General features: G+C 48.4%; 23 protein-coding genes. 14 read left to right on the top strand and 9 right to left on the bottom strand.

The genetic code is table 11. The features are described 5' to 3' along the window. Positions 1-159 precede the first annotated feature (159 nt). From PPG34_RS12645 to PPG34_RS12610, 8 genes are all read left to right on the top strand, one after another. Positions 160-486, top strand: coding sequence for an ArsR/SmtB family transcription factor (locus PPG34_RS12645; protein ID WP_313833716.1), 327 nt, complete (start codon positions 160-162; stop codon positions 484-486). Further along, positions 483-1319 carry a phosphate ABC transporter substrate-binding protein gene (locus PPG34_RS12640; protein WP_313833714.1) on the top strand — a complete coding sequence of 279 codons (837 nt, stop codon included), beginning with the start codon at positions 483-485 and terminating at the stop codon, positions 1317-1319. Before PPG34_RS12645 ends, PPG34_RS12640 begins: the two co-directional genes overlap by 4 nt. Beyond that, positions 1294-2154 carry a phosphate ABC transporter permease subunit PstC gene (pstC, locus tag PPG34_RS12635; RefSeq protein WP_313833713.1) on the top strand — a complete coding sequence of 287 codons (861 nt, stop codon included), beginning with the start codon at positions 1294-1296 and terminating at the stop codon, positions 2152-2154. Before PPG34_RS12640 ends, pstC begins: the two co-directional genes overlap by 26 nt. Next, entirely contained in the window at positions 2147-3001 is an 855-nt protein-coding gene (gene pstA, locus PPG34_RS12630; protein ID WP_313833712.1) for a phosphate ABC transporter permease PstA, read from the top strand. Before pstC ends, pstA (PPG34_RS12630) begins: the two co-directional genes overlap by 8 nt. Further along, positions 2998-3837: a phosphate ABC transporter ATP-binding protein gene (locus PPG34_RS12625; protein WP_313833711.1), complete on the top strand. Its 840-nt coding sequence runs from the start codon at positions 2998-3000 to the stop codon at positions 3835-3837. The genes pstA (PPG34_RS12630) and PPG34_RS12625 overlap by 4 nt, the downstream gene beginning before the upstream one ends. A 213-nt stretch (positions 3838-4050) precedes the next feature. Beyond that, a complete protein-coding gene (locus PPG34_RS12620) occupies positions 4051-5469 on the top strand; it encodes a porin (RefSeq protein WP_313833709.1) in 1419 nt (472 codons plus the stop codon). 224 nt (positions 5470-5693) lie between these two features. After that, positions 5694-7124: an OprO/OprP family phosphate-selective porin gene (locus tag PPG34_RS12615; RefSeq protein ID WP_313833708.1), complete on the top strand. Its 1431-nt coding sequence runs from the start codon at positions 5694-5696 to the stop codon at positions 7122-7124. A 126-nt stretch (positions 7125-7250) separates the two neighbouring features. Next, positions 7251-7805, top strand: a complete 555-nt coding sequence (locus PPG34_RS12610; protein WP_313833707.1) for a hypothetical protein — start codon at positions 7251-7253, stop codon at positions 7803-7805. Between the two features lie 57 nt (positions 7806-7862). Here PPG34_RS12610 and PPG34_RS12605 read toward each other — a convergent pair whose 3' ends face one another. Beyond that, complete coding sequence (locus PPG34_RS12605; protein WP_313833706.1) at positions 7863-8537, bottom strand: hypothetical protein; 675 nt, start codon at positions 8535-8537, stop codon at positions 7863-7865. Between the two features lie 331 nt (positions 8538-8868). Between PPG34_RS12605 and PPG34_RS12600 the strand changes: the two genes are divergently transcribed. The 4 genes from PPG34_RS12600 to PPG34_RS12585 all read left to right on the top strand — a co-directional run bounded on the left by PPG34_RS12600 (position 8869) and on the right by PPG34_RS12585 (position 10627). After that, on the top strand, positions 8869-9069 hold the full coding sequence (locus tag PPG34_RS12600) for a hypothetical protein (RefSeq protein WP_313833704.1): 201 nt from the start codon (positions 8869-8871) through the stop codon (positions 9067-9069). A gap of 21 nt (positions 9070-9090) precedes the next feature. Continuing rightward, positions 9091-9477, top strand: coding sequence for a CBS domain-containing protein (locus tag PPG34_RS12595; protein WP_313833702.1), 387 nt, complete (start codon positions 9091-9093; stop codon positions 9475-9477). Beyond that, complete coding sequence (locus tag PPG34_RS12590; protein ID WP_313833700.1) at positions 9467-9982, top strand: phosphate-starvation-inducible PsiE family protein; 516 nt, start codon at positions 9467-9469, stop codon at positions 9980-9982. The genes PPG34_RS12595 and PPG34_RS12590 overlap by 11 nt, the downstream gene beginning before the upstream one ends. A 141-nt stretch (positions 9983-10123) precedes the next feature. Continuing rightward, on the top strand, positions 10124-10627 hold the full coding sequence (locus PPG34_RS12585; RefSeq protein ID WP_313833699.1) for a SixA phosphatase family protein: 504 nt from the start codon (positions 10124-10126) through the stop codon (positions 10625-10627). 34 nt (positions 10628-10661) lie between these two features. Here PPG34_RS12585 and PPG34_RS12580 read toward each other — a convergent pair whose 3' ends face one another. The 3 genes from PPG34_RS12580 to PPG34_RS12570 form a co-directional block, all read right to left on the bottom strand. Beyond that, positions 10662-12203, bottom strand: a complete 1542-nt coding sequence (locus PPG34_RS12580; RefSeq protein WP_313833698.1) for a Ppx/GppA phosphatase family protein — start codon at positions 12201-12203, stop codon at positions 10662-10664. A 113-nt stretch (positions 12204-12316) separates the two neighbouring features. Beyond that, positions 12317-12706, bottom strand: a complete 390-nt coding sequence (locus PPG34_RS12575; protein WP_313833697.1) for a winged helix-turn-helix domain-containing protein — start codon at positions 12704-12706, stop codon at positions 12317-12319. Positions 12707-13235: 529 nt separating this feature from the next. After that, positions 13236-14021: an inositol monophosphatase family protein gene (locus tag PPG34_RS12570; protein ID WP_313833695.1), complete on the bottom strand. Its 786-nt coding sequence runs from the start codon at positions 14019-14021 to the stop codon at positions 13236-13238. A gap of 228 nt (positions 14022-14249) precedes the next feature. On the opposite strand from PPG34_RS12570, the gene PPG34_RS12565 reads away from it, so the two are divergent. Together PPG34_RS12565 and ppk1 are read left to right on the top strand one after the other, a co-directional pair. Continuing rightward, the gene (locus tag PPG34_RS12565; protein ID WP_313833693.1) at positions 14250-15710 is read left to right on the top strand and encodes a CYTH and CHAD domain-containing protein; all 1461 of its coding nucleotides are present in this window, start codon (positions 14250-14252) and stop codon (positions 15708-15710) included. 137 nt (positions 15711-15847) lie between these two features. Next, the gene (gene ppk1 / locus PPG34_RS12560) at positions 15848-17998 is read left to right on the top strand and encodes a polyphosphate kinase 1 (RefSeq protein WP_313833692.1); all 2151 of its coding nucleotides are present in this window, start codon (positions 15848-15850) and stop codon (positions 17996-17998) included. 161 nt (positions 17999-18159) lie between these two features. Here the strand turns inward: ppk1 and phoU are convergent, their stop codons facing one another. The 5 genes from phoU to PPG34_RS12535 form a co-directional block, all read right to left on the bottom strand. Continuing rightward, entirely contained in the window at positions 18160-18828 is a 669-nt protein-coding gene (gene phoU, locus PPG34_RS12555) for a phosphate signaling complex protein PhoU (RefSeq protein WP_313833691.1), read from the bottom strand. 99 nt (positions 18829-18927) lie between these two features. Beyond that, on the bottom strand, positions 18928-19716 hold the full coding sequence (gene pstB, locus PPG34_RS12550) for a phosphate ABC transporter ATP-binding protein PstB (protein WP_313834284.1): 789 nt from the start codon (positions 19714-19716) through the stop codon (positions 18928-18930). A 122-nt stretch (positions 19717-19838) separates the two neighbouring features. Then, positions 19839-21473 (bottom strand): phosphate ABC transporter permease PstA, encoded by a 1635-nt coding sequence (gene pstA, locus PPG34_RS12545; RefSeq protein ID WP_313833689.1) that lies wholly within the window; start codon positions 21471-21473, stop codon positions 19839-19841. 7 nt (positions 21474-21480) lie between these two features. Further along, on the bottom strand, positions 21481-23775 hold the full coding sequence (locus tag PPG34_RS12540) for an ABC transporter permease subunit (RefSeq protein WP_313833688.1): 2295 nt from the start codon (positions 23773-23775) through the stop codon (positions 21481-21483). A 101-nt stretch (positions 23776-23876) separates the two neighbouring features. Next, positions 23877-24884 (bottom strand): PstS family phosphate ABC transporter substrate-binding protein, encoded by a 1008-nt coding sequence (locus PPG34_RS12535; protein ID WP_313833687.1) that lies wholly within the window; start codon positions 24882-24884, stop codon positions 23877-23879. Positions 24885-25124 lie beyond the last annotated feature (240 nt).

The raw sequence follows: 25124 nt of genomic DNA, 5'->3' as shown, positions 1-25124 counted from the left end.
TCCAACTCTGAAGATTAGCCGCGGTATTTTTTTCTATATTACTGACTGATCCCACATTCCACCTGGTGGAGTTGACTTCTGCCCTCTTTTCACATAAAAAATTATTCATATGAACAAATATTCATGTAATCTTTCCTCAACCACCGAGACAGCATTTCCATGAAACCTGCATCCATCTCCCCGTCTTGTGTGGACAAACTCAAACTTTTGGCCGACCCCACCCGGCTAGCTGTCCTTGAATCCTTAATGGACCAACCGCGTCGTGTGGGAGAACTCGTATCCATTCTTGAGGTGGAACAAAGCCTGCTTTCCCACCACCTGGCATTGCTTCGAGAAGCCGGGCTCGTAGATGCCCTTCGAAAAGGAAAGGCTGTCCTTTATCAACTCTCCTCGAACGTCGGAAACGCCACCACGGGAAAAGCTCTCGACCTCGGATGTTGCCAACTCTCATTTTCTTCCTCTTCAAAAAAGGGGAACCGCACATGATAGCCCTAATGTTTCACATCACCCTCCTACTAACCCTGGCCTTCACGAGTACCGGATGCCAGGAATCTCCTGCGGCCAATCCGCCTCTCCAAAAACTCGTGATCACGGGGTCCAGTACCCTAGCCCCCTTAATTGCGGATATTGGCAAACAATTTGAAACGAAACATCCGGGAATTCGTATTGATGTCCAAACGGGTGGGTCTTCGCGCGGCGTAGCGGACGCACGATCAGGAATCGCCCACATAGGCATGGCCTCCCGCACCCTGTATGAACAGGAAACCGTCGATCTTGTCGGGATAACCATTGCCCAAGATGGCATTGGGCTGATTGTTCACACCGACAACCCTGTCACCAATCTGACGACCCAACAAGTAAAGGAGATTTACACGGGAAAGATCAGGGACTGGAAAACAATCGGAGGCCAAGATGCGCCCATTGTTGTCGTGAATAAGGCGGAAGGCCGGGCGACACTTGAAATATTTTTACAACATTTCCAGCTCATCAATTCCGCCATCAAGGCTGACGTCATTATTGGAGATAACGAACATGGGATTAAAACCGTGGCAGGGAATCCACTGGCAATTGCCTATGTCTCGATCGGCGCTGCCACCTACGATGCGTCGGTTGGGGTCCCGATAAAACTTCTTCAGCTCGATTCGATCCCTGCGTCTTTAACCACAGTTCAGAATGGGATCTTTCCGTTGTCCCGCCCTCTGACGTTGGTGACCACCAAACATCCCCACGCCCTGGCTCAAACGTTTATTAGTTATTCCAGATCGCCTCATGTTCAACACTTGGTCACTCAGCATGCCTTCATTTCATTGGCATCCTGACCGGTTCCTGCATGGGGCCCTTTGGGTTTGTGCCGGCCTCGCTGGGCTTATCCTTGTCTTCATTGTCATGTTTGTGATTATGGAATCGGTGCCAGCTCTGCAACACATAGGAATCGAACGATTTGCCTTCGATTCGTCTTGGCATCCAGGAGAAGGCTCTTTCAACCTCGTTCCCATGATCATAGGCACTGTGCTTATCACCGTCGGGGCCATTGTTCTTGCAGGACCGCTCGGATTCTTTTCGGCCCTCTTTTGCCAATGGTATGCTCCGCCTTTAATCGCCGCACTGTACTCTCGATTTATTGAACTCCTCGCCGGAATTCCATCCGTCGTGTTTGGCTTTTGGGGATTGGTAGTTCTTGTCCCACTGATCAACCAATGGCACCCACCAGGAGCAAGTCTGCTTGCCGGAATTTTTATCCTCGCGCTGATGATTCTTCCCACCATGAGTTTGCTTGTTCAATCGAGTTTGGCGCAGGTGCCCACCGAGTATATTCATGGGGCGGCGGCTTTAGGCATGGGGCGATGGAGCACTCTACGTCGCGTGGTCATTCCCTCGGCAAAATCAGGATTATGGACAGCCGGACTATTAGCCACAGCCCGCGCGCTTGGAGAAACCATGGCGGTGCTGATGGTATGCGGAAATGTCGCGCAGCTCCCCTCGTCAATCTTCGACCCCATTCGGACACTGACCGCGAACATGGCCTTGGAAATGGCTTATGCGGTGGATGATCATCGATCCGCTTTGTTTGTGAGTGGATTGGCGCTGCTCTTGATGGTCCTAGTCTTGATGACCGCAGTCCATTGGTACAACCGAGCACCACACCATGCCTAACCCACCACAAGCTATTCAGGATACAGTGGCGCTGAACCTTTCCCGGATAGTAGCCCTATTACTGACGGGCATGTTCCTATGGTTGATAGACGATATCGTCGCGCATGGTCTTTCCGGTCTGTCTTGGGAATTTTTTACTTCTTCCCCCAGGAACGCCGGACGCGAGGGAGGCATTGCGCCAATTCTCGTTTCAACCATGCTCATTCTTGTGGTGTGCATGATGATCGCTCTTCCGATTGGCTTAGGTACCGCTATTCTCCTTTCGGAAGTGAACCATCAATTTGGATGGATGACCAATCTCATTCGTCGCAGTCTTGATGTGTTAGCCGGAATACCCTCTATTGTGTTTGGCTTATTTGGAAATGCGTTTTTTTGTGTCACGCTTGGATTGGGGTTTTCCATTGTGTCGGGAGGGCTCACCTTGGCCTGCATGGTGCTTCCGATGCTGATTCGTTCGACCGAAGAAGGATTCCGCGCCTTGCCCGTTGACTATCGACTGTCGGCAGCCGCATTAGGTCTTTCTCAAACTTCCATTCTCATTTCAATACTGATTCCTGCGGCCATGCCTGCCTTATTGGCTGGATTCATTCTTGGTCTGGGCCGGGCCATCGCAGAAACTGCTGCGCTAATCTTTACCAGCGGCTATGTGGATCGCATGCCTGAATCTCTGTGGGACTCGGGTCGCGCGCTCTCCATTCATATTTATGATTTATCCATGAATGTCCCTGGTGGCAATGCCAACGCCTATGCCTCGGCATTGGTGTTAATCACGCTCTTGTTCGTTATCAACGCTGGAGCCAAGATTATCGGCTACCGATGGTCTTCCAAGAGAGTACTCTCCGCATGAAACAACACAGCACGATGCCCTCTCCACGCCCCTCTGATCTTCCGCCACCACTCATGGCCGGACAGTCTTCGTCCCCCTGCATTTCCACGGAAAACCTTAGCGTGAAGTATGGCTCCCACCAAGCACTTGGGAATGTATCTCTTTCTATCCAGTCAATGAAGATCACCGCACTGGTCGGTCCATCGGGAAGTGGAAAAACAAGTTTCCTCACTTGCCTTAATCGTCTCACAGACCTTGTGCCACATTGTCATGTCGATGGATCTATTCGGTTTGGGAATATAGATGTATGTTCCTCCGAGACTGACGTGCTTCAATTGCGCCGTCGAATCGGCATGATTTTTCAGAATCCCAATCCATTTCCTTTTTCCATTCGAAAAAACCTGACGTTCCCTTTGAAGGAACATGGCGTTGGAGATCCCGGCATCATAGATGCAAAAGTTCAAGAATCACTGACTCGCGTTGGGCTTTGGGATGAAGTTTGCGATCGACTGGACTCATCAGCACTCGCGTTATCTGGCGGGCAACAACAGCGCTTGTGTATCGCGCGCGCGTTAATTCTTTCTCCTGAGGTCCTGCTCATGGATGAACCCTGCAGCGCTCTGGACCCTCTATCAAGCGGAATTGTGGAAGATCTGATTACCCATCTACGAGATCAATACACCATTATCCTCGTGACCCATAACCTAGCCCAGGCCAGACGAATCGCCGACCAGGTGGCACTGTTCTGGATTCAAGGTCATTCGGGAACTTTGATAGAAGCCAGACCAACAGGGGATTTTTTTCACCACCCCCAACATCGTCTGACACAGGAATACATCGACGGGGTCAGAGGGTAACCACCCCCAACGACTTTTTTCTCGGTTCCAACCTCTTTTCCGAAACCTTTCCTGTAGCCCCCAGATTGTTACCCCACTTTTATTCTTTCGTAACACGCCTGTAATCCTCAAAAATTATCCTTGCCTCGTGAGCTTTTGATTCACAATCGACCTGACTCATTACTCACATAAACATCACGATATTTATTTCTTACTGTAGGGAGGAACAAGAGGATGAACATGCAACATCGCTGGATCGGGGCCATGGCCTTGAGCAGTTTTATTATGTCAAGCGCCATGACGGTTCCGGCCTTCGGAGGGGACGTACTCACCGAAGTCCTGCGCGAAAAAGGCGTGATCAGCAAGGAAGACTGGATTCGAATCGAAGCTGATCGAGAAAAACAGGCCGCTGGGTACGGCGAGCAGAAAAAAAGCAAGGATACGCCCACCATCCCCTTTTGGTCGAAAAAAGGATTTGGATTTAAAACCGAAGATGGGAAATGGCAAACGTCGCTGCAATGGCGTTTTCAAGGACGCTTTACTTATCCAGACAGAAGTGATGAAGATACGTTCGGTGATTTTAATGACAACCCCGAAGCCACATTTGAACTACGTCGAGTCCGAATGAAAATTGGGGGACATGGGTATCAACCATGGATCAAATATTATTTCGAAGTCGATTTGCAGTCCACGGCGAACTCAGGAGGTTCGGCGGGCTCGACACGCGTGATCGATTGGCGTATCGACTTGGCCAAGTACAAGGCCTTTACCATCCGAGTGGGACAATGGAAGATCAATTACAATCGTGAGCGGGTCGATTCCTCTGGAAAACAGACGTTTGTTGAACGATCGATCGTGAATTCCGTCTTTACCATCGATCGCCAAGTCGGCGTCTTAGTTATGGGCCGGCTCTTTCCTGGAAAAATTTATGATGTGAACTATTATGTTGGTGTGTTTACGGGATCGGGCCGAGGAGAAGCGAACGATGACGACAAATTGATGTATATGGCTCGCATCCAATGGAACATTTTTGGTCGTGAGTTGGCATGGAAACAAAGTGATTTAAAATATCATGAACAGCCGGCCGCCAGTTTGGCCTTTGGCGCTTATACCAACGTTGGGAAATGTACCAGATGGTCTTCCGGCGGATGCGGAACATTAGTACAGACAAGATCAATCGGAGGGGCATTTACATCGGATGGTACGGCAGCAGACTCCCAGTTTAAAACCCAGGGTATGGTCGAGGAATTTGCCATGAAATGGCGTGGACTGGCCATTCAACATGAATTTCACTGGAAACAAATTAATGATCAGGGAGCAGGGGTCGGGTTAAAGGGCTTCACGGGAACCGCTTCCGTTGTGCCTTCACAAACCAACCTGATGGGCAGTTATTCCCAAGCCAGCTACTTCCCACATTACCTTGTACCAGCAATTCCCAAACCATTAGAAGTAGCCTTTCGATATGCGTTCGTTGATCCTAATGTGTTCGCTTCCAACGACACTCTTCGAGAATACACCGTCGCTTTCAACTGGTTTTTTGCTGGACATCGAAACAAGATTACCGTTGATGTCTCCCATTTATCACTTGATATGCCCATGGCTGCAGCCATTACCGAACAACGTGGCCGCTTGCAGTGGGACGTATCTTTCTGAGGAGCTTACCTCCTCCTGTGCCGAGCCTCCTCGCTCAATCCGGATCGAGGGGGCTCCCCCCCCCCCAGTTTTCTCTCCAATCCGGCCTTCCAGGACATTCTCAAACCCTAGGAAATTTGTGATTGACGCTTCAGTCTCTAGTTGAATATCATCACCAAAATCCTATCGGAAAATCAGTCAACGCCACGACTCAAAATCAAAAAATCTAAAAAGCCATACAACCTATGTGCAAATACGCTTGCTTTGTCTTTGCGGGCCTTCTTGTCCTCTCCACCACTACCGTAAGCAAAGCGGCAGAGCCCTCCTCGAAACTCGGGGTCGGCACCTTACCCGATGCCTCTTCCGATACTGGTGAAGATGGAGCACCTGAGGTGATGTTGCAGGGCGACCTTGCAGATACGTTGTACGAAAAGGGACTTTTGACTAAGGAAGATTGGATACGCCTGAAATCAAGAACGGAGAAAAAGCAAGTCGAAGAAGAAAAGCGGTTTCTCGAGGAATTTCCCATCATTGTTGGCTATGGTGCGAAAGGGTTTGAACTCAAATCACGCGATAATAAATATGCACTGCAAATTCAAAACCGCTTTCAATTCCGCTATTCCTATCCGGAACGGGGTGACCTGCTGACCGCCTCGGCCTTCATGGATGGCCCCGAAAGTTCTTTTGAAATTCGCCGCGCCCGGTTAAAAGTTGGCGGACATGGATATCGGCCTTGGATCAAATTTTATTTCGAAATTGATTGGGCCGAAGGAGGAAGTGGTACGACAGGAGCAGGAGGCGGAACTCGGCTGATCGATTGGCGGCTATCTCTGGAAAAATTTAAATGGCTGCAACTCCGCATCGGGCAATGGAAAATCAATTACAACCGCGAGCGAGTGGATTCTTCCGGCAAACAACAATTTGTGGAACGCTCTATTGTCAACACGCTCTTTACATTGGACCGACAACAAGGGGCCATGTTGTACGGGCACCTGTTCCCTGGCACCATCCTGGATCTGTGGTATTACGCCGGAGTGTTCACGGGAACGGGGAGAGGAACCAGCAATAACGATGATGACAATATGATGTGGATGGGTCGTTTGCAATGGAATTTCATAGGACGGGATCTCGAATTTTCACAAAGCGATATCGAATACCATGAACGTCCGGCCGGTAGTCTCTCGTTTGGCGCCACCACGAATATTAGTAATTTTACCCGATTTTCTTCCAGCGGCGGCGGAACCATATCAACAGCCATGTTTCCCATTCCCACCACAGGAAGAGGCCGCTATCGTGTCGACCAATTGCTTGAGGAAACCGCATTCAAATATCGAGGATTTTCCTTGCAACATGAATATCACTGGAAGCAAATAAAAGATTCTGGCACGGGAATGCAGACTAACTTAATGGGCAGTTACACTCAAATTGGGTACTTCTTTCATTACCTGATCCCATTTATTCCGGAAGAACTCGAACTCGCCCTTCGATACGCATTTGTAGATCCAAACGTGTCAGTCGCGTCTGACAAAAATCAGGAATTTACTTCCGCCGTCAATTGGTTTATTGCCGGGCACCAAAACAAAATCACCATTGACGTCTCGCATTTGACTCTGGCTCAGCCAGGGGGGGAACTGACAGAACAACGCTTCCGTCTCCAATATGATATTTCATTCTGAATCTTTCCAAAAAGTAATGGGACCGAAATGGATCCACCAAGGGTTATAGTCGGGAACTCATACTCTGAGGACAAACCTTTCGGAGATTTCACTGGGAAGTTTACCGATCAGACAAGGAGGTTCACCATGGGACACAGACGGTTATCCCGAGGGCTTGTAGGAATCTTTTGGATTCTCGCCAGCTGTGCCACGGTGTCCACTTTCCCAAATATTGATGCTAAAACCATAGACACTCCCGCTGAGTATGATCAACTTCTGACCACTCCACGGTCATTAACAGAATATCCCATCAAAGTTGCTGGAAGAGTCTCACGTATAGAATCCACTTCTGAAGGGATGATACTATCCGCTAATTGGTTGCCTTATCCCGCAAATAACAATTTTGGGGCCGAGTCAAAAGAAGCTCTAGAAACTCAGCAATCTGGAAGGCGGTTGGAACTGCTTTACCCAAAAGCATTAGGCTCGTTTCTTTCACTTCAAGGGAATATGTTCATTGCCATCGGCCAATTGGCAGGAACCAAAAACACTACCACCATGGTAGGAACCTCGACGAACACTCCCTATATTATCGTTCAATGTCTTCGGGTATGGAAAACCGGATCCAGCGAATTAAATGTTTCCCCTGACACGGAAAATACCGGGTATCCTCCCATAGTCAAAACATATTGCGTGTCCCCTTAATTGGCAAAGTCTATTTTCACCTTAACGGCTAGTTCTAGGCATCTTCATCGAAGATACCTACTTCAATTCCTTCCACCGCACCCCCACCTCCCAGGGTTCGGCGGTAAGGCCGATATTGAGTATCCCTCGCTGAGGCTCTACCATAAGTTGGGAATGTTCAAAAACCAGACGGCCAGGCTGGGGATCCATAGGCTCCATGGGTCGTAAGTGGTAAGGCGCTTCATATTGCTCGTTATCCTGCCAAATCCGTGTCTTGACACCAAAATTGCTGATCAAAAAATGAATTTCCTCTCCCTTCACATACAATCCTCCTGAAGTTGTGAGCTCATACTGATCCGAGACTTCGGCATTTTCGTAAAACGTGATGAGTTCTTCCGGAGTAGCTTGCGCTAATCCTTTGGCAAACAGGGGTGCAAAAAATTTGATCTCGTTGTCACTAAACGCCCTGCGCCGCCCAGGGGTATTCGACCCTCCAAGAAATGGAATCGACAATGCCGCATTATGAATCTCGACCTGAAGCCCTCGCATCGCCGCGGACAACTGCTCCTGATCAATGTCGACGGGATGGGAAAAGCCTTTTCCATGGTTCGCATCGGGCACAGCTTGAAGTTTAACGACTCGATTGGGGCTTTCATAAATCGTCACCGTGAAAAAATGAGGGGCTGCGCAGCTTGAGACCAACAACAGCGCACCAAAGAGCATGACCATACCCCAGCATGTTCGAATGTTCATGTCACTCCTTTGCAGAGAGGTTTTTTCAAAAGGTTTCCAAAAGACCAGCCACAGCCCCTGGCGGGGAAGCTCCTGGCCAAGACGACGCTCTCGGTTTTATTTGATTCCAATGTTTTTCAAGACACCTCAAGAAATCCTGGTTTGTAAAAGGTTTCTCTTCATTCTTTCTCAATCGTCATATGAAAAGCAAAGATATCGGTTAAGACTCATGGAGACTTCTATGAATTTAACCCAAAGCTAACAAAGGCGTGATCTAGCGGTAAAATACCCTTGCTATGTTGCCAGCATGGAAAAAACTCACATTCCTGATGTCTGACAAGGAGATTCGGATATGAAACTGCTCGCTACGGCTCTCATGATAGTAACCTGTTTACAGCCCTTGCGATATGCCATTCAATCATTGAACCAATTGTCTCGTCACCAACGAAAGTTGTACCCCGTTTTGCGGATCAAACACCCACAAGGTATTCAATCGTTAATCACTATAGAGGAAAGGCTTTGTCGGATGCCTGCTTCTATTTTTTATTCGTAAATTACAACAAAGGAGACGCGAGTGCTTAAAGTCAAAGAGTTAATGAAACAGGACCTCACCTCGGTTCAAAGTCATGAGACCGCTTACTCGGCAGCCATGATGATGCGGGTGTTAAAAATTGGCAGTGTGTTTGTGAAGGAGCACGATCATATTGTCGGGATCGTGACCGAAACCGACCTCGTTCGAAAAGTCATGGCCATGAACCTTTCGCCAGAAAGCACGTCGGTCGCAAGCGTGATGAGTGCTCCGGTCATTTGCATCAATCAAGATCGACCCATCTGGGGTGTCGCCGACCTCATGGAACAATCCAACGTCCGGCATTTGGCTGTGACTGATGATCACGAAGCCATTATCGGCATTATTAGCGTCCGCGACCTGTTACACCCGGTGGCCATCGATGATTTTTAACTTTCTCTCCTCATCAACACAGGCTTCTGGGCAATCATGGAATCCAAATGGTCGTTCTCCATTAGGGCATCTGTTGTCCCTCAATATGACGGACATTTGGATGCAAGGTATCAAGATCGTCTTAAGCTTACTCATCATCACGATCTTGACCGCCTTGGCCGGTGGCGTACTCATGACATTTGTGGAGCTTCATCTCCTCTTTTCCAGTCCTCTAGAAATTGCCTTACGGCAAGTCATCGTCAACACGCTCATCTTATTGGCCATTGTCGAAGTCTTTAAAACCACCTTGACCTATTTTTCCGAAGGACGCGTCAAGGTCACGTTTATCGTCGATACAATTCTTGTGGTCATGCTCACCGAAGTCATCTCCATGTGGTTTCGAGATGCTCCTCAAGAAAAATGGATTATCCTGGGCGGTATCCTTCTCGCTCTGGCCATCATCCGCGTAGTAGCGGTCCAGTGGTCACCCACAAAGGGCGACATCCCTGTGGAAGCCACCCGCTGATTGTTCCTGGATCAGATTCGCCTCCCATCACTATCGTTCCCCAAAAAAATCGATTCCCAAAAGATTTTATCATGGGAATCCCCTTTCTCTGCCCTTTCCCCTTTGTTACAATCGGCGCAGGTTATTTTGATTTGAGGATTTATGCGCTGCATTTTGCTTCGACATGGGATTGCGGTTGAGTGGCATGATTGGAACGGTGAGGACCGAACTCGGCCATTGACGGAAGAAGGGATTGAGAAAACAACGAAAGTGGCGAAGGGGCTTCATCAACTTGACGTTCGCCCGGCCCACATACTGTGTAGTCCTTTTCTTCGAACACAACAAACCGCAAAAATTGCGAAGGACATTTTAGGAATTTCCGAAGATGCCCAATTAAGTCCAGAACTCCTATCTGAGGCTTCACCCGAACATTTCGTCAAATTCCTCGGCTCTTTCTCAAGAGACGCTACACTATTGTGCGTGGGACATGAACCGCATCTTGGGTCTACGGCGGGGGTAATGGTGTGCGGACAACCCACACCAGGAATGTCGATGAAAAAGGCCGGAGCCTGCTCCATTTATTTTGAAGGCAGACCACGAGCTGGAGCGGGAGTCCTGGAATGGTGGTTGCCGCCAGCACATCTTCGCCAATTGGGCCGGGGATAACTCTGACCCAAGATTCGGGCGCCTAGCCAAACGTTTATGTATCAGCGTTTGTGACGAATTTTACTTTTCGTTTAAAAATCTTCTCAAACAGATCAGCACGATTCTGTGCTGTCCATACTTCAAGCTCCGGATCCCCAGACACATTCAATCGAATCGTAATCGCTTTTCCAACGTGTACCTCAAGGTCACGGATAATAGAAAAATGGCTACGATCCAATCCATCGGCGATTCGAAGCAGAGCGCTTAATACTCTTACTTTCTTTTGGTCTGACAACGACAGGGATTGATAACCCGCATGGCGAGTCCCCGGCATGGCCCGCCGATGATACCGAGTCAGATTGGCAATGATTTCAATTTCGTCAGACGTAAATCCTGCCAAATCACTATTCGTAATCAAATAATATCCATGCTTGTGATGTTGCCGTGGATTAATCACATATCCCACATCATGGAGGATGGCGGCATAGGACAACCATTCCCGTTCCTGCTCGCCTAATTGATGAAGGGTCCGTGTTTGATCAAACAACGAGGTCGCTAAGCCCGCTACGTGATGTGAGTGGGCTTTGGAATATTGACATCGCCGGGCAAGCGAGATGACATTCCGAAGTCGAACGTTGGGCACTTCCTGCTCAATTTGGATCTTCTCTTTATTTTTCTGGATAAAATCGTAGATCAGCCCTTCGCGAATGGCCTTATCACTGATCGTTATATCCTTTTGCCCCGTAAGCTCAAGAAGAATTCTGAGCAGCATGACGGCGGGCAACAAGGTATCCACTCGACGAGGATCCAACCCAGGAATTTCTAATCGTTTCGGGACCGTGTTCCTAGCCAATCGTTCCTCCACCATCCGAATTTCTTTTAGACTGATCGTAGACAGATTGAGTTGGGGAATAGGGCGACCAGTCCGATGTAAATACACAATCTCGGCTAAATTGGCTGCCATCCCCGACGATGCAATGATACGGTCCAGCTCGTCGAGTTTTAAGCGCTCCAATGATTCTCGAAGTTCATGTTCAAGGGTGCGTGCACATTCACGTAGTTTACTTTTGGTCGGCGGGGCTTTGGTAAAAAATTGGTCTTTCAAACGAATAGCTCCCAGTTTCAAACTGAGCGCTCCGACGAGACGATCGCGGGTGCCAGCAATGATTTCAACCGACCCCCCGCCAACATCTACCATCAGGGCAGGAATATCCGTTAATTCCATACTATGGCGGATGCCTAAATAAATCAGCCGTGCCTCTTCTTGCCCAGTCACGACTTGCACACGAACGCGAGTGGCGTCGGCCACGGCCTTGATAAACGCGCCTCCATTCTTGGCTTCTCGCACGGCACTGGTGGCCGTCATGATTATTTTCGAGTATCCCTTGTTTCGAGCCAGGGTCGTGAGATTGCAAAGCACCTCAAGCCCTTTTGACATGGTCTCATCAGACAAGCATTTCTGCCGGAACGTTCCATCTCCCAGGCGCGTCATGTCTTTGAACCGATCGACAATCTTATACGACCCATCCGGTTCAATATCTGCAAGAACCATATGAATGGAATTGGTACCAATATCGATGACAGCGAGTTTAGCCATTGTCTACACTTTCTTGATCGTTCACCGAACGAAAAGGCAGGCGTTCACCGGCACAAATTTACAATGGACAAAGAATAATGAGGTGCAACACTTGGAATGGTCGTTTAAGGAGGTTATGGATTCCCAGGTTGACCATTTTTCATTCTAAAACAGTACCCGATCCCCCACACGGTTTCAATAGAAGGAAAAAGTTCCGTTTCGTTCCTCAAAAGCCGACGTAAACGCGCAATATGAGCATCTACGGTTCTTGGTTCTACAAAAACTCCTTCTCCCCATACTTTGCATAAGATTTCCTCACGGCTAAGCACCACATCAGGATTTGAGCCAAGAATCCACAGCAAACGAAATTCAATCTTGGTGAGTTTTATGGCCTTTCCTTTTGTGCGAATTTCCTGGGCAAATGGATCAATCAAAACATCATCGATGCCGATGGGACGAAGGCAGGGCATGGTATAGGGCTGTGGGTCACGTATACTCACAACAGGAAAACATAGAGGAACCATATGACAATCCTGTTAGAAAAATGTAACCATTTGTTAAAATGAGACCCTCAATAAGATTGCCCCCCACAGGGCCCCATTCTACTTCCTGGGAAAATCATCTCAAGTAAAACAACTGGTCTCAGTGTTTTCGCCAAAATCATCCGCCAACACTGGAGACGTACCAAGAGAGAACACAGCCATACTATGGAACACGAAAGTGAGAGGAAGCGAAAGTTGTTTTGTAAAAGGTAACTACTGTGAGAGGAGGCTATTAATCATAGAATCTAAACAAATTGGTGAGTACTTCGCCTAAAGTAAGCTTTTATTAACAAGGCCCTCCGGTTTTTAAAAATTTACCTCATTGTTAACTTTCGCTAACCTAATAGCCACACGTGTAGCCTACAAAGAGGAGCGTCACGACTCTTCTCCGCTAACTGCTGGGCAGCCTTTTCATACCCACATTTTATATGGCTGCCCGGCCCCGCCAAGCGTCAAGAAGAGAAAAATATTATTGGTAGGATTCTTAAAGCCTGGGGACATGGCCTGCGATTTAAAATTCAACGAGCGTTCTCAATTGTTCCACAGTGTCTGAACTGCCAAAGAGGACATCAATTTTTTTGGAAATCGTTGAAGGCCGCATGATCATTTGCCCACCAGCTTCTTCGACTAACACCTGGGTCGCCAGCGCATCCCACGGGTTCAATCCAGGGTCGAGCATGGCCGAAACCGCCCCCCTCACGACCAGCGCATGACCAAAGCAATCGGTGTACGTGCGTAAATACGGACAATGCTCAGCCAACGTATTATAGGTTTTCTCACATCCCACGCTGATGAATTGTGCGATATCTCCGGTAGCGATGAACGCCTCACCTAAGGGTATGGAGGGCCCAACCGAAAGTGCCACGCCATCACAATGCGCACCTAAGCCGCGGGCCGCGGAATAGGTTTGCTGTAATACAGGCAGATGTATGACCCCAACGAGGACCTTTTTTTCTATAGAATCTTCCAAAGCCACGATAGTCCCAAATAAAGGAATGCGGTTTACAAAGGACCGTGTGCCATCAATCGGATCAATCAACCACCTGTATCGTGCACCTTGTTTTTCTTGGCCAAACTCTTCCCCTAAAATATCAAAAGACGAAGCAAGAGAATGATCAGATAAAATTTGACGAATGGTTCTCTCCGCCTCCCGATCGGCAATCGTAACTGGAGATCCATCGCCTTTTCGCTCAACGGATAAATGGTCTGCCTCAAACCACTGCACGATTTGGGAAGCAGGCGCTTGCGCTGCGACGACGGCAAGATCACACAAGGCTTCTAAATCCAATGAGTTCATGTTCAAAAAAGCACCTTCAATTGAACTAATTAAAATAGTGAAATCCCAACGAGGAGGGCAAACATAGATCTTTACGAGAGCACAGTAACGTATTTTCTACTACTTATTCCTTCTTGTACAACCCATCTTACAACAAAAACTTCACACTTTTCTGAAAAATGAGCGTGTTATAATTTTTGTTTTCCGAAATTCAGCCTTTATTCGATCATATACGGTGAGACATCACGTATGGAATACCAACTGCGCGAATGGGTGGAACACGAAATCAAGCTGAATATTGGTTCAAGGTTTCGACTGCCGGATATTCCCGGAGATACTCTCGCCCCTCGGGTATTCACCTCCACCTACTTCGACACCGCCGGCCATAGACTCGCGAGGTTGGGTATTTCCCTTCGCCGCCTAACGGACCATCGAAAGACGCGTTGGCAACTTAAGCTCCCTCATAAACGGTCACGGCTTGAACTGGAAATTCCCAGTCACCATGGCACGCCCCCAGAACCTTTTCTGGATTTGCTGTTTGGCCTTTTGCGGAATGAACCCTGCGAAGTGATCGCAAAACTGAGGACGAAGCGATCAGGGATTAGGGCTCAAACCATGGAGGGTCCACTTGCCACCATAGTGGTTGACCGGGTCACCATCCTGGACGGCCGCCGAGCCATCGGAAGATTTTCCGAAATCGAAATCGAACGGCTAGGCGGGAATGAGAAAGAAATGAATCGCTTGAAATCCCTCCTTCGTTCCGCAGGGGCGGAAGAAGGCGATCCTCGCCCCAAAATTGTAAAAGTCCTTGGGATTCAACCTGATTCCACAGCCCCTACCGTGGCGGCCTCCGCACCTCCTCTAGACCATTTCAAGGTCATGATTGAGAACCAGGTAAAAGAACTTCTTTTGCATGATCCGGGCACACGATTCGGAAAGGATCCCGAGGAACTTCATCGAATGCGTGTGAGCACCAGAAAGTTTCGAGCGCTCCTCCGAGCGGCCAAGGTTTTGTTGCTTCCGGAATGGAGTAATTCATTGCGAACCGAAATGGGTTGGTTAGGGCAGGCTCTTGGAGCAGTCCGAGATTATGATGTCCTTCTTGCACATCTTCAGCTTGAAGCTTCCAGCCTACTCCCAGCAGAAAAGAAAATCTTTTGCCGTGTCCTCATATCCCTGGAGACAAAACGTTCTGTGGCCCGAGCCCACTTACTCGAGGCACTTCGAAGCGATCGATATCTCAAACTCCTCAATTATCTGGAAGAGGCGGTTCACCATCCAATGCCGTCCACCACTGAAGGCGTTACGCTTAAGGAAATTGCCCGCAAAGAATTCAACAAGCTCCGGCGAATGGTGCGACAACTGAAATCGAATCCTTCGGACCAAGAACTCCACCGTGTCCGCATCCGAACAAAACGGGCCCGATACGCCGCGGAATTAGCTCAACGAACCATGGAAAAGGCCGTCTCACGTTACATCAAACAATCCAAACGCCTACAAGGGGTGCTTGGGGACCACCAGGATGCCATCATCGCAGAAAAGCAACTTCGGGAATTACTACCGGGAATCCGCAGCTACAAATCGGCTTTTGTTATGGGCCAAGTGGTGGCACGATTACATTCCCGTCGTCAGCAGGCTCGAGCCGCATTCCCACAAGAATGGGAAAAACTGAAAAAGCGCGGCCGTTTGGCCTTTTCGGAACCATCATGAATCTTAATCAAGGGTTCGAATCAACCGATAGGAAAGAAGAATCACCTGGAAAACCCATCATCACAAAACCACTTGTCGCATCGAAACCTTTGTCCTACTATAATACCAGGGAAAACGAAGCGATGAAGGTTGACTCTATGCCTACAAATCCTGCCCCCTCGCATTTAAAGATTGTCCCTGATCCAGTTGATCTGGGTAATCCCAAGCTCTATATCAACCGCGAGTTGAGTTGGCTCCAGTTCAACGCCAGGGTATTGGAGGAAGCCGAGGATCTTACACACCCCCTCTTGGAACGGGTCAAATTTCTTTCTATCTTTTCCAGCAACCTCGATGAATTTTTCATGATTCGCATTTCCGGTCTTCGGGAACAGTTGTCCGGAGGCGTCCTCGAGGCTCCTCCCGACGGCATGACCCCATCCGAACAAATCGCGGCAGTCCGGCAAGAATTGATGGACCAGCTCTCCCGGTTCTCTCATTGTTGGCAAAACGACATTCTGCCCAAGCTTGAATTAAGCGACATCCATGTCCTTCGCTACAGTCAACTCCAGCCAAAGCAGAAAAAGCTTTTGGGGCGCTACTTTTCTCGGGAAATTTTTCCCACACTCACGCCCTTGGCCTTTGATCCGGCCCATCCGTTTCCGCACATTTCGAACCTGAGCTTTAATTTAGCCGTGGTGGCCAAGGACCCAGAACGGGGTGAATGTTTCGCCCGCGTCAAGATTCCGACGACCTTTCCCCGCCTCCTCCGAATTCCCAATGAAGATATGGTCACAGAAAGTGAGCAACTCGGATTGACGGAACTTGCCGCGAACAACTTCGTCTGGCTGGAAGAGGTCGTCGCCGCTAATATTGGGCTGCTGTTTCCTGGGTTAAAAATCATGGCGGCTCATCCGTTTCGCATCACGCGAGATGCGGATTTTGAAATCGAGGAAGACGAAGCCGCGGATCTTTTGGAAAGCATCGAAGAACAAATCGATCAGCGACATTTTGGATCAGTAGTGCGCTTAGAAATCGACCAATCAACGCCGGATTCCATTCGAGACGTGCTGGTCAGAAATCTGAGTTTAGCTCCCTATCAGGTCTATACCCAGGACCTTCCACTCGGGCTATCCAGCCTCATGGAATTAACGAGGATCGAACGACCAGATCTCAAATTTCCCCCATTTCTTCCTGCGACTCCAGAACTCCTTCAGAAAAGCGAAAGCCTGTTTTCCACTATCCGTCGTGATGATGTTCTCCTGTATCATCCGTATGACAACTTCATGCCCGTCGTGGATTTTCTCCGTGAGGCCGCCAAGGACCCCAATGTCTTGACCATCAAGCAAACGCTCTATCGCGTAGGATCAAAATCACCCATAGTCGATGCATTAATGGAAGCCAGAGAAAATGGGAAACAGGTGGCCGTGCTGTTTGAACTCAAAGCTCGGTTTGATGAAGAAAACAATATCGAATGGGCCAAAAAGCTCGAAGCCGAAGGCGTCCATGTTGTGTATGGAGTCTTAGGACTCAAAACTCATGCCAAGATGTGTTTGGTTGTCCGGCGCGATGAAGATGGCCTTCGTCGGTATGTCCATCTGGGAACCGGCAATTACAACCCGGTGACGAGTCGGATTTACACCGACTTGAGTTTTTTTACCTGCCAACCAGCGGTCGGCGCGGATGTCTCAGATTTATTTAATGCTCTCACCGGCTATTCCCGCAAAGACAGTTACAGCAAGCTTCTCGTGGCGCCGCGCCTGATGCGCGAACAACTACTCGAGCGGATTAATCGGGAGATCGACCGCCATAAGACCAATCAGGATGGCTATATTGTCTTTAAAATGAATGCACTGGCTGACAAGGCATGTATCCAAGCCTTGTACCGAGCTTCCCAAACCGGGGTAAAGATTGATCTCCAGGTGAGAGGAGTATGCGGGTTACGTCCAGGTGTTCCAGGGGTCAGTGATAATATTACCGTTACCTCCATTGTCGGGCGGTTTCTTGAACATGCGAGAATTTACTATTTTCGCAACGGTGGGCAGGAGGAGGTGTTTTTAGGAAGTGCCGACTTAATGCCCAGAAATTTGGACCGCAGGGTGGAGATTATGTTTCCCGTGGAATCCCCACGACTTCGTGAGATGGTCTTGCACGATCTCCTCAATATTTACCTGAAAGATAATGTGAAAGTCCGTCGATTGCTTCCTGATGGGGGCTATGAACGACTGAAACCCAAAAAGCATGAGACCCCTTTGGACGCCCAGGAATGGATGGTCAATTGTCGCGGCAAAGGGACTGTAGACAAAGCCTAGCCTCCGGAAACACGCCGTCCCTTTCTCTCTCAGGTTAATATCCAGTTCGGATATCCAAAAGAAAATTTCTGGATGTTGTCCTTCACAGATGATTCAAAATCATCCTAGTATCCTTGACTAGAATCAAAGGAATTAACCACTAAGGCATAAGGAAAGTGGCATTACTTCGGATGGGAATGGAGGGTATGGCGGATAATTCGCCCTTCGACCATATAGACAATAAGTTCACCAATATTGGTTGCATGGTCGGCAATGCGCTCAATGTATTTCGAAATAAAGGAAAGACGAATAGCTCGGGTTATGGTGTTTGGATTCTCAATCATAAACGACAGGAGCTCGCGAAAGAGTTGTTCCGTGAGTTCGTCTACCGCATCATCATTCTTCAGCACTTTTCTCGCTAATGCGGAATCCCATTTTACGAAGGCATCGAGGGCATCCCACACCATTCGCATGGCCATTTCAGCCATTCGGGGAATATCGATATACGGTTTAAGCTGCGGTTCTTCATTGAGTTCGATAGCTCGTTCGCAAATATTTTCCGCCAAATCGCTCATGCGCTCGAGTTCCGTAGAAATTTTCATGGCCGTCGTAATAAAGCGAAGGTCCCGAGCCGCGGGTTGATACAGCGCCAGTAATTCCAAGCAGGCCTCGTCTATCTCCACATCCAGCGTGTTGACCCGTCGATCGTTCTCAATCACCTTGCGAGCGAGAGCTTCATCTCGATCGACCAAGGCCCGCAACGCCTCTTGAATTTGTTCCTCAACTATGGAACCCATCTGTAATATTTTGCTCTTTAAGGAGGCTAATTCTTCGTCAAAATGTCGTTGCATGGTCTCCTCGCTCTGGAATTCGCATCTCGTCGCCCGCATCTCGTTTTTGCAAGGAATATCTTCTCCAAATCTTATGGCTAAACTTTTTCAACAGGCCTCTTATCCAAAGCGTCCAGTGACATAGTCTTCAGTCCGACGGTCGGTCGGATTTGTGAAGATTGTCTTGGTATCCTCGTACTCAATAAGTTCTCCCAAAAGGAAAAAGCCTGTGAGATCAGAAACCCGAGATGCCTGCTGCATGTTATGTGTCACGATCACCACGGTCAATTGTTCCTTTAGGGAATGAAGAAGTTCCTCAATTTTCCCCGTAGAAATCGGGTCTAATGCCGAACAGGGTTCATCCAACAACAACACTTCCGGATTAACCGCTAAGGCACGGGCAATACATAATCGCTGTTGTTGTCCACCTGATAGTCCCAACGCACTTTGGTGGAGCCGATCTTTGGCTTCTTCCCATAATCCAGCGCCCTGGAGACTTTTCTCGACGATTTCATCCAGATCGCTGCGACGTCGCATGCCATGCAGTTGAGGGCCATAGGCCACATTCTGGTAAATCGATTTTGGAAACGGGTTGATTTTCTGAAAGACCATGCCGACTTTGGTCCGAAGATCGGTGATGTCCACCGAGGCATCATAAATATTCATTCCGTCCATGAGGATCCGGCCATCAACCCGCGTGCCCTCTACTAAATCATTGAGCCGATTCAGGCAACGAAGCAAGGTAGATTTCCCACAACCTGAAGGCCCAATAAACGCGGTTATTTTGTGCTTAGGGATGACCAAGTTAATCTTGAAGAGCGCCTGTTTCTCTCCATAGAAAAAATGCACATCCTCAACAACGATTTTGGGGTCAAGTTGGTGATCAAAAGGTTCAGGAGAAGGGACCATGGCTATATCCATTGAACGAATAGGACGTACGGGAGTTTGCTTAGCTTGAGTGGGTTTGTCAATCACAGGGCTCATCACATCTCATATCCTTTACGACAAGGATTTGGATAAACATATACCTCTTAGACCGCTGCACCTTTAAATTTCTTTCTCATGTGGTTTCTTAATGCAATCGCAGAGATGTTTAATGCAATCACGACCATCACCAAAATGAAGGTGGTAACGTAGACCATGGGTTTTGCCGCCTCCACGTTGGGAGATTGAAACCCAACATCATAAATATGAAACCCAAGATGCATAAATTTTCGATCTAAATGCAAAAAGGGAAAATGAAAATCCAAAGGCAAAGCTGGGGCCAGCTTGACCACCCCAGTCAACATTAATGGGGCAACCTCACCGGTGGCTCGCGCCACGGCCAAAATCAGACCCGTGAGAATCCCAGGCATGGCACAGGGGAGAATGACGCGTAACATGCTTTCAAACTTTGTGGCGCCCAATGCCAAAGAGCCCTCGCGGTATTCTCTGGGTACCGCTGATAAACTTTCTTCCGTTGCCACAATCACCACGGGCACAGTCATTAATGCCAGAGTCAGCGAAGCCCACAAAATTCCGCCCGTTCCAAACGTCGGATTGGGCAAAGCTTCAGGATAAAACAATTGGTCAATAGTTCCACCCACTGCATAAACAAAAAAGCCGAGACCAAAAACCCCGAAGACAATCGAGGGCACGCCCGCAAGATTGTTGACGGCAATTCGCACGATTCGCACGATAGCGCCTTGACGTGCATATTCTTTTAGATAAAACGCCGCCAACACCCCAAAGGGCACCACGGCAATGCTCATGATAAGGACCATCATCACCGTGCCAAAGATTGCTGGAAAAATTCCCCCTTCGGTATTGGCTTCTCGAGGTTCATCGCTCAACACCTTCCAAAAGTTGTGAAGGTACGTCAGGCATTTTTGCACTATCCCCATGTCATTGGGACGGAGCGCCTCCACAATCTGCCCAAGAGGAAGAGACTTCTCTCGTCCATTGGTATCGACCAAGACGAGCGTATAGTCTGCCAAACGTGCATCAAGCTGGCGAAGGGTCTCGACATGTTGTTGATATTGTTGTTCAAGACGGTGAAGTGTGACTTGAAGGTCCGTGATTTCTGGTGAATCACTGATGCCTTTAATTTGCAATGCTCGAATCTTAAGACGCGCTTGCTCTATGTCATGATTAATATCCCCGATTTTCACTCTCTGAAGAAAATCAATGTCTTCATGCAATTGATTTGCCTCTTCAATGAGCGGGGGCAAAATCTTCCAGGCTTGCGTGTTATCCGAGGCCATCACCGTGTCACCATGGATCACTTGTTGAATCCGTCCATAAAAATTCCCCCATTCTCGACGCTCAAATACCATGACGTCTTGGGGTGCCGAGCGAGCTACGATGTCATCTTCATCAACCCATTGAAAATCTAACCCATAGAGATCGCGATTCCCGATTTTCATTCGAATGCGAGTCTTTCCCTCAGGGTTCTCTGGTGTCGCAGAATTGGGAATTACCTCTTGTCCCTGAAGTTCTCCGAGAAGGCGACTCCCATCCTTTAGTGTCATTTCATACAGGGTGTGGGGCCAGAAGAACCCTAGGCCATTGACCATGATCAGCACCAGAATTCCCCCTATCATTAATAATGACATGGCCACGGCTGCTCCACAGAGCCAGACAAACAGGGTTCCCGAACTCAAAAATTTATTGACGGCGTCGCGCATAAGAATTTTAAAATTGGCTATATCTGGCTCGTAAACGTTGTCGAATAACTTCGGCGATGGTATTCACGAAAGACGTAAAGATAAACAAAATCAATCCTGCCATAAATAACAAACGATACAAGGTTCCCCCATGCGGGGCCTCCGGCATTTCCACGGCGATGTTCGCTGAGAGCGTTCGAAACCCATTAAAGAGATTAAGGTCCATTAACGGTGTATTTCCGGTCGCCATCAAGACGATCATCGTTTCTCCGACCACCCGGCCTAATCCAATCATCAAGGCAGAAAAAATTCCCGGACTCGCGGAAACGATGACCAACTTGGAAAGGGTCTGCCAAGGTGTGGCTCCCAAGGCCAATGATCCAGCTATCAAATGACGGGGCACATTACTGATGGAATCCTCAGAAATACTAAATATCGTTGGGATCACCGCAATGCCCATGGCAAAGGCGATGACCAACGCATTGCGTTGATCATATCCCACGCCAAAGGTGTCCGACAGCCATTGTTTATAATCCGATCCATACAACCACGCCTCAATCTCTGTATTGAAGTGAAGGCAGATCCACACCGACGCACTAATGAGAAGCAGGAGGATCAACAGCTCTAAGAATTGTCCGGATGTTTTTTGCCCTTTTGTTGGGAAAAAATGCCAGCCGAAAGAGGCCAGGATTATCGCCACCGGCACCACCATAAAAATAGCCGAGACGGCGGGAAAGATCTTTTCTAATAGAGGAGCAAACCATAAACCGGCTAAAAATCCTAAGACCACGGTGGGAAAGGCGGCCATGATCTCGACCGTTGGTTTCACCACCGAGCGAAGATCCGGAGTCATAAACATCGCGGTATACACAGCACCCAACACAGCCAAGGGGGTCGCCAAGATCATGGCATAGAAGGTCCCCTTTAACGTTCCAAACATCAGTGGCCATAATCCAAACTTGGGCTCAAAGGAATCCGACCCCCCGGTCGATTGCCAAATATGCAAGGCCTCCTGATACCCTTCATAAAGGACCTCGCTAAAGAGCGAACTGAACGTGGCTTCTGGATGTTGATTATCAAGGTGATACACAGACAGTTGACCGTTCTGGGTCAAGAACACTCCGCCATCCGCTTTTGGAGAAAACATCAGGGCGCCAATAGGAACCCCCGTGTCATCAATTTCCAATAGGGTCTCTCCTGAAGTCGAATAATGAAGGGAAAATTTTCCTGAACGATCGCCGGTGATAAACCCTTTATCCCGTTGTGAGGGAGAGATTACCGTGATCGCACTATGATGCGAAGGAAATTCTCTGATTTTCTCAAGCTTGGGATCGCCCCCTATATTCGGATCAATCGTCGGCATCCACACCTCGACCTCACCTTCACTTGTTCCCACCACGATAGATCGATCACCAATCAAATACGAAAGAGCCGTGATGGTATGCCCCACGGAATACGAACCCATGAGGCGAGGGTCTTCGAAGTTTCGCAAATCCCAATGCAACAGGTGCCCATCTTGGGTACCCGCTAACAAATTCTCGCCCATGCTATCCAAAACGAGAGTGGTAATCGATGACACATTCGCATGTTTAATCTGAGCATGAAGGACCTCCGATTCACCCTCCATGGCAAAAAGCCCTTCGGCTTCCTGGATTTTTGCTAGATACAGATGATTGGCGTCGGTCAGCACGGCAGTAACTTGTCCCTCTTCGGTTTCTTGAAAGGCAACACGGTGAATACGCTCGGGGTGAGGAGTCAGTTCAAGCGGCGTACCGAGAGTCACGGTTGGATGAATGCTCCGCTGATCCTTATTGAAGGCCATTCGAAAATTGACAAACAGCGGAATCACCTGACCTTCACGGGTCCCCAACCCAAAGATGTGAGATTTCCCTAATGAGCGCCCAATGGCAGAAATCTGACCTGGCTCAAATGTGGGTATGGATTCCAACACAAAGGGTTCCCCTGAGGGCACGCGATACAAGGACACGCCGGTTGCCTGAACCACATAGGCCACCTCCATATATTCATCGAGTCCGACACCGAGATTCCAAGACTGCGGGGTATCTACCTCAAAAGGTTTAATACTGACAGCGGCGACCTTTTTTGCCGAAGCCGCATAAAAGAGTGGAGCCACTTCGATAAAGAGATAGGCAAAAATACCTAAAATACTCAAAATCGTCATTAATCCACCGACGGTAATGACCACCGTCGCCAGAGAATCGATAACCCGTCGAAGTTGTCGAGAAGATCGACGAGACAAACTTAAAGGGGTAGGAGGAATTTCTGTGCCCATTGACACCGCATGAGGAGTGAAAGGTTTCATTTTTTTATGTCGCGGATCAAAGGGAAAAAGCCATGCCCGATCCAAGAAGAACCTTCGGGCATGGCTTAAAATATTGGCGGTCCATTATGGCGGAACGCCGATTAATTCATTTCCGTCAACTTTTTATCCATGAGTTTCTGAGGTAAGGGAAAATAGCCGTCCTTAATCACGACCATCTGCCCTTGCTGACTATAGACATAATGTAAAAACTCCTTGGTCAATGGAGGCAATGGTTTCCCTGGTGCCTTATTCACGTACACATAGAGGAACCGAGCCAGTGGATATTTTCCCGATGAAGCGTTGAGAAAGGTGGGATCATAAAATGGTTCTCCGGATTTTGCGGATAAGGGAATAGCCCGAACTCCTGAGGTTCGGTAGCCAATTCCGCTATAGCCAATGCCGCCACGATCCTCAGTGATCCCTTGCACGACCGAGGCCGATCCAGGTTGTTCCTTCACTTGATCTTTATAATCCCCTTTGTTCAGAACCTTTTTCTTAAAGAACCCATAAGTCCCAGAAGCAGAATTTCTTCCATAGAGACTTACTGTCACATTCTTCCAGGGGCCATTTAACCCAGCCTTACCCCAGGTATCAATATCCACGCGATGTCCTCTTCGCCGAGTTTTCGAAAAAATCGAATCGACTTCTTCCATACTCAAACCCTGTATGGGATTATCTTTGTTCACATAGACAGCCAAAGCATCCACCGCCACAGGAAAGGCGGTAGGTTTATACCCAAACTTCGCCTCGAACTTATCCATTTCCTTGTCTTTCATCTTTCGGGACATCGGACCCAACTGTGCGGTCCCTTCAATCAAGGCCGGTGGTGCCGTGCTTGATCCTTTTCCTTCAATCTGAATCTTTACATTAGGATATTCTTTACGAAATCCCTCCGCCCACAAGGTCATGAGATTATTCAAGGTATCCGAACCAATGCTATTTAAATTCCCAGAAATCCCACTCACCCTGGCATAAGATTTCCATTGGGGATCCACCATTGAGTCCGAATCCGCAAAGGCCGTAGATCCCATGCAAAACGTGACAGAAAAAATTATCGCGATCGCATATTTCAATTTGTGATGACTTCGCTGAAAATTTTGACTTTGCATCGATCCTCCTCCAATTTCACCCGTTGGTTATCGGGGCTGATAATGTTAATCCTTCAATGTTTCCTTTGGGTAAAAGCCATGTTACGAAGCTGTTAACTGAGGGGACCAGCCCACAAGGCCTTCATAAGTAACAAAGGTCAATTTTTGTGCGAAAACGCTCGCAACTCTACCTCAGACCCAGAAATCCTTAACAAAACCCGTCGGGTTTGATTCAAGTCATCAATTGCCTCAAATATCTCA

This window comes from Candidatus Nitronereus thalassa, from assembly GCF_032191465.1.
GTDB classification, from domain to species: Bacteria; Nitrospirota; Nitrospiria; order Nitrospirales; family UBA8639; genus Nitronereus; species Nitronereus thalassa.
This window is presented reverse-complemented; position numbering and strand designations above follow the sequence as displayed.